Annotated in this window: 11 protein-coding genes; 4 read left to right on the forward strand and 7 right to left on the reverse strand. The window is 57.5% G+C overall.

The features are described 5' to 3' along the window. Together ACILQA_RS07670 and ACILQA_RS07675 are read left to right on the forward strand one after the other, a co-directional pair. Positions 1-758, forward strand: a 758-nt coding sequence (locus ACILQA_RS07670; protein ID WP_395629162.1) for a TonB-dependent receptor domain-containing protein, incomplete at its 5' end; no start/stop codon positions are given. Between the two features lie 141 nt (positions 759-899). After that, entirely contained in the window at positions 900-1,889 is a 990-nt protein-coding gene (locus ACILQA_RS07675) for an alpha/beta hydrolase (RefSeq protein WP_395629163.1), read from the forward strand. A gap of 3 nt (positions 1,890-1,892) precedes the next feature. Here ACILQA_RS07675 and ACILQA_RS07680 read toward each other — a convergent pair whose 3' ends face one another. From ACILQA_RS07680 to gltX, 6 genes are read right to left on the reverse strand one after another with little or no spacing between them, the layout of a single operon-like run. Continuing rightward, complete coding sequence (locus ACILQA_RS07680; protein WP_395629164.1) at positions 1,893-2,864, reverse strand: HupE/UreJ family protein; 972 nt, start codon at positions 2,862-2,864, stop codon at positions 1,893-1,895. 23 nt (positions 2,865-2,887) lie between these two features. Continuing rightward, positions 2,888-3,700 (reverse strand): peptidyl-prolyl cis-trans isomerase, encoded by an 813-nt coding sequence (locus ACILQA_RS07685; protein WP_395629165.1) that lies wholly within the window; start codon positions 3,698-3,700, stop codon positions 2,888-2,890. Beyond that, positions 3,697-4,854 (reverse strand): galactokinase, encoded by a 1,158-nt coding sequence (gene galK, locus ACILQA_RS07690; protein WP_395629166.1) that lies wholly within the window; start codon positions 4,852-4,854, stop codon positions 3,697-3,699. The genes ACILQA_RS07685 and galK overlap by 4 nt, the downstream gene beginning before the upstream one ends. Then, positions 4,851-5,885 carry a UDP-glucose--hexose-1-phosphate uridylyltransferase gene (locus tag ACILQA_RS07695; RefSeq protein ID WP_395629167.1) on the reverse strand — a complete coding sequence of 345 codons (1,035 nt, stop codon included), beginning with the start codon at positions 5,883-5,885 and terminating at the stop codon, positions 4,851-4,853. Before ACILQA_RS07695 ends, galK begins: the two co-directional genes overlap by 4 nt. Further along, a complete protein-coding gene (gene ung / locus ACILQA_RS07700) occupies positions 5,875-6,561 on the reverse strand; it encodes a uracil-DNA glycosylase (RefSeq protein ID WP_395629168.1) in 687 nt (228 codons plus the stop codon). The genes ACILQA_RS07695 and ung overlap by 11 nt, the downstream gene beginning before the upstream one ends. Further along, the gene (gene gltX, locus ACILQA_RS07705) at positions 6,558-8,069 is read right to left on the reverse strand and encodes a glutamate--tRNA ligase (RefSeq protein WP_395629169.1); all 1,512 of its coding nucleotides are present in this window, start codon (positions 8,067-8,069) and stop codon (positions 6,558-6,560) included. Before gltX ends, ung begins: the two co-directional genes overlap by 4 nt. A 167-nt stretch (positions 8,070-8,236) precedes the next feature. On the opposite strand from gltX, the gene ACILQA_RS07710 reads away from it, so the two are divergent. Together ACILQA_RS07710 and ACILQA_RS07715 are read left to right on the forward strand one after the other, a co-directional pair. Continuing rightward, positions 8,237-9,268 carry a type III polyketide synthase gene (locus tag ACILQA_RS07710; protein ID WP_395629170.1) on the forward strand — a complete coding sequence of 344 codons (1,032 nt, stop codon included), beginning with the start codon at positions 8,237-8,239 and terminating at the stop codon, positions 9,266-9,268. After that, on the forward strand, positions 9,265-9,786 hold the full coding sequence (locus ACILQA_RS07715; protein ID WP_395629171.1) for an isoprenylcysteine carboxyl methyltransferase family protein: 522 nt from the start codon (positions 9,265-9,267) through the stop codon (positions 9,784-9,786). Before ACILQA_RS07710 ends, ACILQA_RS07715 begins: the two co-directional genes overlap by 4 nt. Here the strand turns inward: ACILQA_RS07715 and ACILQA_RS07720 are convergent. Beyond that, the coding region (locus ACILQA_RS07720; RefSeq protein WP_395629172.1) for a hypothetical protein at positions 9,779-9,977 on the reverse strand (199 nt) is incomplete at its 5' end. The genes ACILQA_RS07715 and ACILQA_RS07720 overlap by 8 nt on opposite strands.

The raw sequence follows: 9,977 nt of genomic DNA on the forward strand, positions 1-9,977 counted from the left end.
TTGCTCCATTCCGCGCTACAAATTACGATCTGTCGCTTGAGTGGTATTTTGCGCCTCAGGCTGTGTTGTCACTCGCCGTGTTCCAAAAGGATGTCAGCACATTCACGCAATCGGCGTCGATTACCGGCGCAACATTTGCGCAAACCGGCTTGCCAGCATCGGTGCTCAGCCCCGCATCACCAGCGGCTTTGAACCCGGCGCAACAGCTTGAACCACGTTGGACGCTGGCTACCACCGTCAATGGTTCCGGTGCGAAACTGAAGGGCATCGAACTCGCTGCGCAAATTCCGTTCAGCGCGTTCACAGATGGCATGCTTTCCAACTTCGGCATCCTTGCAAACGCCACGTTCATTGACTCGAACGCAAGCTTCAATGTCCAAGGCCCTGCAATTGCCCCAGGTGGCGCTTTGCAGAACGCGGTCGTCAGCAATACGCTGGGCAATGTCACCAAAAAGGCATTTAACGGCACGCTCTATTATGATGATGGCAAGTTCAGCGCCCGCGGGATGCTGAGCTATCGTGGTCGTTATCATGAAGGCGCAAGCGGCACAGGCAACATTTTGGAAGGCTATGGCGCAACCACCAACTTTGACGCCTCTGTCCGTTACAAGCTTACAGAGTGGATGGAAGTATCTGTAGAAGGCAATAACTTGCTGGATACCTATCGCTACCGGTTCACCGACTTTGATGCGGACCGCAACTATGAGAACAACCATTTTGGCCGGACCATCCTGTTTGGTGCACGCTTCAAAATGTAATCTGCGGATTGTCTGAAACGTAAAAATGGGGCCAGTCATTGCAATGCGTGACTGGCCCTTTTTATGTGAATAACAGTCTGTCCAGGGCTGAATGTGACTGGGCAATCTCGCGCGGATCAATCACTTTAGATATGAGGTAATATGACTTTCGACAGACGCACAGTCATGGCACTCGCCGCCGCCGGCATGGCAGGAACGGCGTTGGGGCAAACACCACCTCCGGGGTCTAATGTGCCTGTGCCGCGCGGGCTGTATCAGCCCACCGAAACCATTGACTTGTGGCCCGATGGCGCGCCCGGAGCGCCAGCGAAGCCCTTGGTTGAAACGGTGAACGAACGTTCAACCGATGCCCAACTGACCGACCGCGCCGTATTCGGGATCAGCCGTCCGCGCATGGTTGTATTCCGGCCAAGCCAGCCAAATGGGGCCGCGGTCCTAATCACACCGGGCGGTGGCTATCGCTGGGTTGTGGTGGACAAAGAAGGCTATGAAATGGGGCGCTGGCTTGCCGCCCGCGGCTATACGGTGTTTGTGTTATTCTATAGGCTGCCGGGCGAAGGCTGGGCGGCAGGACCTGATGTCGGTTTGTCGGACGCGCAGCGGGCGATGCGTCTGATCCGGTCGCGTGCCGCAACCTATGGCATAGACCCCGCACGCGTCGGGGCGATGGGCTTTTCTGCTGGTGGACATCTCTGTGCCGACCTTGCAACCCGGTTCGACGTGAAGACATATGAACCCGTCGATGATGCCGATGCGCTGTCGGCGCGTCCCTTTATTGCTGCACCAATCTACCCCGTTATTGCCATGCAGGCACCCAATGCGCACGCCGGTAGCCGTGAAAAGCTGCTTGGGACTGCACCGACGGCTGCGGCGGAAAAGCGGCTAAGCCCGCATATGAATGTGCCAGATAACGCCCCGCCGTTCTTCCTGCTGCATGCGGAGGATGACGATGCTGTGCCCGTTGAAAATAGCTATCTGATGCGTGCGGCATTGCGGAGCAAAGGCATTTTGACCGAAACCCATGTCTTTGCCCATGGCGGACACGGCTTTGGCTTGCGAAAGGCCATAGGCAAGCCCGTGGAGGCTTGGCCTGACCTGTTCCTGGGCTTTGCCCGCGCACAAGGACTTTAGGCGCTAGCTGACGCCCAATACGCGTTGCAGAAGCCACATGACGGCTATGGTGCCGATGGCATAAGCGCTGAACCGATGGAGCCGTGCAGCATAAAGCGCATTAAACCGCCGGAGCAGGGACAGGACGAGCATCGCCGCGCAAACGATAAGGATTTGGCCCGCTTCGACGCCCAGGTTGAACGTCAGCAACGCCATGGGGACTTCACCTTGCGGCAGTCCGATTTCGGCCAGTGCACCCGCAAAGCCAAAGCCATGCAGCAACCCAAAGAGAAAGGCGACAACCCATGGAATGCGTTCCGAAAGGCGGGGCGCGCTGGGGTCGCGTTTAACAACCTCGACGGCCAAAAATACGATGGACAACGCAATCGCGGCCTCAACCGGTGGACCCGGAACGCTGATCAGCTCAAGCGTTGTTGCCACCAATGTCAGCGAATGCGCGATTGTGAAGGCGGTGACGGTTCCGGCCACACGCCAGGCGCCATTGAGCAGCAGCACGAGGCACAGCACAAACAACAGATGGTCATAGCCCATCAGGATATGTTCAACGCCTGTGATGAAATATGTGCGGGCAACCTGCCACCTATCCGGCCGTTGCGCTATCTTCGCTTGGGGATTTGACGGTGTAAGCCGCGCAGCCTGCGTCACACCGCGGGCAGACTGATAACGCAGCAGCGCATCAGCGGCCATATTCTCCATACCGTCCAGACGGACTGCGCGGCCTGCCAACGGCGCTTTGCAATTGATAACCCAACGCACCAAAAGTGCCGCGCTGTCGATACTGCGTTCGGGGGGTGTCGAAACACAATCGTTCGGAAATGTGGGCGTTACCCCCGTTGCGAGACCCGGCTTGATGGGTGCTTTCCACGTGACATCATATTGGTGCGCATTCGGCGCGTTACCGACCCGCTCGCGCAATTCCAAATAGCCGGGTTGCAAATCATCCGCCTGTGCGGGCGAGAGGCCGGCCGCAAGCATGATTAAAAGAAGCAGTCGGAATATCATGGCTTGGCAATGCGAATGTCATATCCGTCAAGCAACGCCTGATATGCGGCGGCTTCACGCTTCGTTTGGGTTTCGGCGCGCCAGTCGTTCGATACGCGCTGCCGGACAGCTGACAAGGCTGGCGTCCCTGCGGCAACAACATTGCGGACGCGGACGGCGTGCCAGCCAAAGCCTGAACGCACGGGGCCAGACCATTTGCCTTGCGGGGCATTGCGCAGATTATTGGCAAAATCATCGCCGAATTGTCGCGATACGCTGTCCCACTCGGCGTCTTCCATACTTTGGGGAACGCTCAATGCTTGCGCGGGCGGTGTTTTTCCTTGGAGGAGCATCCGCATAGAATCTTGCGCCACATTTTGATCTTCGCCCAAAAACTGCTGGTCAAAACTGAATGCGGGTTGCGCAGCATAAAGGGATTTTTTGGTGTCGTAATACCGTTGGAGTTCGGCATCGGTTGGTTCCATATTCTGGATTTCAGCCGTCGCTAGAAACTCCATTTTGGCGCGCAAACGGCGTCGGATAATCGGGTCGTCCACGTCAAGCCCAAGCCGCATAGCCTCGCGGACGTACACTTCTTCTTTGATGTAATCGCGGATCAGACTGTCGAGTTGCTGCGCGCTCGGCGGGCGCTGCCACGTCTGTTCCCATTGGGATGCAAGCCGCGCGACCTCCTCTTCGTTGATCGTAATGCTTCGGTCCAGACTGTCGGAGGAACCGAATTGGCTCATCAGCAGGAATAGCACTGAACCTGCGGCCAAAAAATGTACCAGCGGCTCTCGAATGAAACGGCGCACCTGAATATCCCTCATATAATTGCGACCCCCCGACCTGGGCGTTCAACCATGATCAATGGCGAATTACCATAAGGCGTTTTATAGTCGGCAGAAATAGCTGCACGGACTTTATCGACGCGGGCCGCTGGCATGACCGCGACACAGGCGCCACCAAAGCCGCCACCCGTCATCCGTGCGCCGCCCACGGGACCGATCGCGTGTTGCAAAAGCGCGACCAGTTCATCAATGGCCGGAACGGTAATTTCGAAATCGTCGCGCATCGATGCATGGCTTTGCGCCATCAGCGCCCCAAGCGTGGTCAGATCGTTTCTCGCCAGCGCGCCCGCTGCATCCAATGTCCGTTGGTTCTCGGTAATCACATGGCGTGCCCGTGACGTCGTGACGTCATCAAGTCCCGCCGCCGCAAGCATATCGAGGTCCGCATCGCGCAGCGCGGCGACACCCATCGCTTTGGCTGCCGCCTCACATTGGCGGCGGCGTTCGTTGTAATGCCCGTCGACGAGGCCACGTGTGACGCCGGAATGGACAATCATGATGGCAATATCATCGGGCACGGGTGCATCGGTCAGTGCAAGGCTTCGGCAATCGATCAAGAGCGCATGGCCGGCTTTGCCTTGGGCGGAAATGAGCTGGTCCATGATGCCGCATTTGGTGCCCACAAAGTCGCATTCCGCACTTTGCGCGATTTGCGCGAGGCGGCTGTGGTCAATCTCGATATTGGCCAGGGCGAGCATCGCTTTGCCGACAGCGACCTCAAGCGATGCCGATGACGACAGGCCCGCGCCTTTGGGTAAGTTACCCGCGATGGCTATGTTCGCGCCGGTAAGTGCATGCCCCGCATTTTGCAGGGCCATTATCATGCCGCGTATATAATCGGCCCATGGCTGGTCCGCATTGCGTTCGATGGGTTGTCTGAGGTTGAACGCATCGACCGCGTTGCCAAAGTCCACAGCAAGAACATGTACGGCGTTATCTTCACGCCGGCTGGCGGCAACCATCGTCGACGGGCCAATGGCGCACGGCAGAACAAACCCGTCATTATAGTCGGTATGCTCGCCAATCAGGTTCACCCGTCCGGGCGCGCGGGCCACCAGATCAGGCGCTGACCCAAATCCTTGGGCAAAGGCCGCACTGACATTGTTATATAGCGCCTTGTCTAGCGGCGTCATGCTTTGGCCCGATAATGGATTTTGCTTTGCGCGCGTAACTGTTCGGCCGCCGCTTCGGGCGTCAGATCGCGCTGCGCTTCGGCCAGCATCTCATATCCCACCATGAACTTTCGCACGCTCGCTGAACGCAGCAGGGGTGGATAGAAATGGGCGTGCAGTTGCCAGTGCGGGGCGCCCGGTGTTGCGCATGGTGCGCCATGCCACCCCATCGAATAAGGAAAGCTTGTCTTGAACAGATTGTCGTAAGCGGTCGTGACGGACTTTAGGATGTCGGCTAAGTCATGGCGTTGTGCGGAGGTCAGCGCACTTAGCCGCTGGACAGCAAAACGCGGTAGCAGGAGGGTCTCGAACGGCCAACTCGCCCAATAAGGTATCACCGCAATCCAATGGTCATTCATGGCGACGGTTCGCGCACCGTCCTCTGCCTCTTGTGCCGCATAGTTGAGCAGCATCGCGCTGTGATGTTTGTCGTAATATTCGGCCTGCGTTTCGTCCTCGCGCGCCGGTTCGGCGGGGACATAATCGGTCGCCCATATTTGCCCGTGTGGGTGCGGGCTTGAACAGCCCATCATCGCGCCTTTGTTTTCAAAGACCTGCACATAGGCATGGCTGGCCGACAACTCGGCTTCCTGCGCCGCCCAATTGTCGACGACGGCCGCGATCTCGGCCACGGGCATTTCGGGCAATGTCTTTCCATGGTCCGGCGAGAAGCAGATGACCCGGCATGTGCCAATTGCGGGCGCTGCACGAAATAACGGGTTGTCCTCGTCCGTTTCGCCGCCGTCCCCCGGCATCAGCGCGGCAAAGTCATTGTCGAAAATGAAGACATGTTTGTAATCGGGGTTGTGCACCCCGCCAGCGCGTTCATTGCCGGGGCACAAATAGCAGTTCGCGTCATGGCTTGGACGCACTTCATTGTCTGGCGTGTCTTGTTGCCCCTGCCATGGACGGTTCGCCCTGTGCGGCGACACCAAAATCCATTCGTTTTTCAGCGGATCGAAGCGGCGGTGGGGCTGTTCACTAAACCGCATCGGGCAAGGTCCAATCAATCGGGGGCTGACCCTTGCTAGTCAGAAAGGCATTGCATTGCGAGAAATGTTTGCAGCCCAAAAAGCCGTTATAGGCGGACAGTGGTGATGGATGCGCAGCCTTCAGCACCAAATGGCGGCTGGCATCGACATTGGCCGCTTTCTTATGGGCATAGGCACCCCACAGCATGAATACGACCGGATCGGGCTTGTCATTTACGCGCCCAACAATCGCGTCGGTAAACTGTTCCCATCCTTTTCGGCTATGCGAAGCGGCCTTGGCCATTTCCACCGTCAGGACGCTGTTCAACAACAGCACGCCTTGTTTTGGCCAATGCTCCAAAAAGCCATGGGATGGACGGCGTATGCCGAGATCGCTCTCCAGTTCCTTGTAAATGTTCACCAGGCTTGGCGGCGGCCTTACACCGGGCGGTACGCTGAAGCTCAAGCCATGGGCTTGGCCCGGGCCGTGATAGGGATCTTGCCCCAAAATGACGACCCGCACCCGATCGAGCGGGGTCAGTTCAAGCGCACGAAACCATGCGGATTGTTCCGGGTATATCGTTTTGCCAGCCGCCTGCTCGGCCTCCAAAAACCGTGCAAGTGCGGCCATGCCTTCGCTTGCCAGTGCCGCGCTTAAGGGTGCTTCCCAGCCATTGGGTATGGAAAGCCCGCTCATTCTGCCTTTGGCGGGGCCGTCAGCAAATCGGTCCAAGCCTTGACCTCTTTCGATGTCGCTGGCCCAAGCAGCTCCATGGCGTGGCGCAGCCGTTCACGAATGATGTCGCGGCCAAGATGGGTGATGGCGTCAAACAAGGGCACGCCCTGCGCGCTGCCGGTTATGGCCAGATAGAATGGCCGGATAACATCCTTCAACTTGGCATCCAGAACTTCGGCGGTGCGGCGCAATGTTCCCTCAACACCGTCCCGGTGCCATTCAATCATCCCGTCAAACTGCTGCAACGCAATGGTATAGGCCGCGCGTTGCGCATCCTGTTCCAGCTTCACGCCATCGCGCAGCCGATCAACCGTCATGCCTTCAATCCGGTTCATGAAGAACATGGCGGTCAGTCCGCCAAGATCCGACATTTTGGTAATCCGTGCCTGCGCCATTTCGGCGATGGGCGTCAGATAGCTGTCATTCAATGCCCATGCTTTTACGGCGTCCAGAAACTCCGAAACGCTCAATTCTTCGCGCAGATAACGACCATTCAGCCAGTCCAGTTTCGACGTGTCGAACACGGGACCGCCGAGCGATATGTTGTGCACGTCAAATTCGTCGATAAGCGTTTGCAGCGAGGTTTTTTCGTCTTCTTCGCTTGCCGATTTAATGAACAGTCCCAGAAAGTTCTGCATCGCCTGCGGCAAATAACCTGCGCGCTGATAATATAAGATGCTGGTCGGGTTCTTCCGCTTTGACAGCTTTGATTTGTCGGCATTGCGCAGCAACGGCAAATGCGTGAGCACTGGCGGTTCCCAGCCGAAATATTGATATAGCAACAAATGCTTGGGCGCCGACGAAATCCATTCTTCGCCGCGCATGACATGCGTGATTTCCATCAGATGGTCATCGACGACATTGGCCAAATGATAGGTCGGCAATCCGTCGGATTTCATCAGGACCTGCATATCGACCACCGAATATTCAAACTCGATCTCGCCGCGCAATGTATCCTGAACGATGCATTTGCCGGTCGTTGGAATTTTCATGCGGACAACATGCGGCACGCCGTCTGCGTCAAGCTTCGCGCAGTCGTCAGCAGTCAGCGACAGGCAGGTGCCGTCATATTTGGGCGGCAACTTCGCCGCCATTTGGGCCGCACGCGAGGCGCTAAGCTTTTCAGGCGTGCAATAGCATTTGAACGCATGGCCATCGGCCAGCAAACGGTCGCAATGTTCGGTATAGATCGCGCTACGTTCCGACTGGCGATAGGGCCCGTGCGGTCCGCCAACATCGGGACCTTCATCCCAGCTAAGCCCCAGCCAGCGGAGCGATTCCAGAATCATTTTTTCCGATTGCGGCGTTGACCGCACTTGATCGGTATCCTCAATCCGCAGCAGGAATTCGCCCCCATGCTTCTTGGCAAAGCAATAGTTGATGAGCGCGATATACGCGGTGCCGACGTGCGGATCGCCAGTGGGTGAAGGTGCTACCCGGGTACGGACGGGGCGGGTGATGGCATTCATGTTCAGTGCTTCTTTCAATCTCGGTTTGGCGGTCCTCTATCAAGCCCCGCCATGCTTGTCATCTTCGCGCTGCAATTGTGAAAGGGCGATATGTCGGTTGGGCGTAAATCGGGCTAGGGTAAAGTCTGCCTAGCGCAAAGCCGATAACAGGCGTAGCTGATTGCGTAATGACCCCTAATTCCCCCCGCTTGCTCTCGCTTGGAACCGCTGTGCCGCCGCATGGCATTACGCAAGAACAGGTCTTATCGATATTGGCGCAGGCCAAAGGTCATGCGTTACCGCCGCGCATGGCGGATATTCTGGGCAATACCGGCATTGATCAGCGGCATATTGCGATGCCGCCTGAATATTATTTTGCGCCGCGCTCGTGGGCCGGTCGCGCAGCGGTATATGCCGACGCTGCAGCAGTTCTGTTTGAGGCTGCCGCGGCACAGGCACTTGATCGTGCAGGCGTCAATGCTGCCGACATCGGTCAGATTGTGTTTGTGTCAACCACCGGAACCATGACACCAAGCCTGCCCAGCCGGATGATCGCGAAAATGGGCTTTGCGCCCGATACGCGATGCGTGCCCTTATTTGGCTATGGCTGCGCGGGCGGGGTCATTGGACTTGGCGTCGCTGCAGACCTGTTCCGCGCCAATCCGGATAAGCCCGTCCTGCTCGTAAGTCTTGAGCTGTGCAGCATTGCCTATGACCATGCGCGGATGGACAAAAAAGATATGGTTGCGCTTGCCCTGTTTGCCGATGGCTGCGCGGCGGCGGTGGTTGGGGCAGGGTCCGGCCCTGTGCTTTCCGCCTTTGCCAGCCATGTGTGGCCTGACACGCTCGATATGATGGGCTGGGAAATCGGCGACACGGGATTTGATCTGGTGCTTGCGCGTGACATTCCTGTGTTCGTGAACAGCCATTTTGCGCCCGTCTGCGACGCATTTTTGGCGCGGCAAGGTCTTGAGAAAGCCGAGATGGCCGAGCCTGCCTGTCACCCGGGCGGCGGCCGCGTAGTCGATGCGCTTGCGGACTATCTGGGTGATGATTTGGCAATGACCCGTTCGGTGCTGCGGGCGCATGGCAATATGAGTTCGCCAACGGTGCTATTTGTGTTGGACGCTTTGTTGGCAGCAGGGCCGATTGCAAAGCCAACCTTGTTAACGGCGCTCGGTCCGGGATTTGTCGGTGCGATGGGAGTTCTTACGCCATGATGCTGTTGGATTGGCCTATCTGGGCGCTCATTGTCTTTGCCTATGTGATTATCCAACGGCTTGCCGAGCTTGCTTATGCCAACGCCAACACGCGGCGTTTGCTGGCCGAAGGCGGGCGTGAGCATGGGGCAAAGCATTATCCGTTGTTCATATTGCTCCACAGCGGCTGGCTTGTGTCGATTGCGCTGTTTGCGGAACCGACAGCAGGGCCGAACCTTTTATTGCTCAACGCGTTCGTCGCCAGCCAGACATTCCGTTTCTGGACGCTGGCCAGCATTGGCCGGTGGTGGACGACCCGCATCATCAGTGCGCCGCATTTCCCGCGGGTGAAGCGTGGGCCATATCGGTTTATCAAGCACCCAAATTACGCATTGGTGGTCGTGGAAATCGCGCTGCTGCCGCTTCTGCTTGGTGCACCTGCCATGGCGCTGACGTTTTCGATATTGAACGCTGCATTATTGTGGTGGCGGATCCGGATTGAAAATGCTGTGCTGGGCGAACGTGTGGGCACTACTTGACCCGACCGCCTGCTGGCGCTAATGGCGCGCCTTCCCATGGCCAGAGGACCGATTCTCTTTGGCTATTTGGGAAGAACTCAGAATAGCAGCACATTGTGTGATCGGCCGGGTGGGCCAAAGGCTGAGCCTCCACCGCAAAATACGGCTGCCCACCCAAAGTAACCGCTTTAAACAAGGTGAAGATATGCCAA

Source organism: Sphingorhabdus sp. (assembly GCF_044239005.1).
Lineage (GTDB): Bacteria > Pseudomonadota > Alphaproteobacteria > Sphingomonadales > Sphingomonadaceae > Sphingorhabdus_B.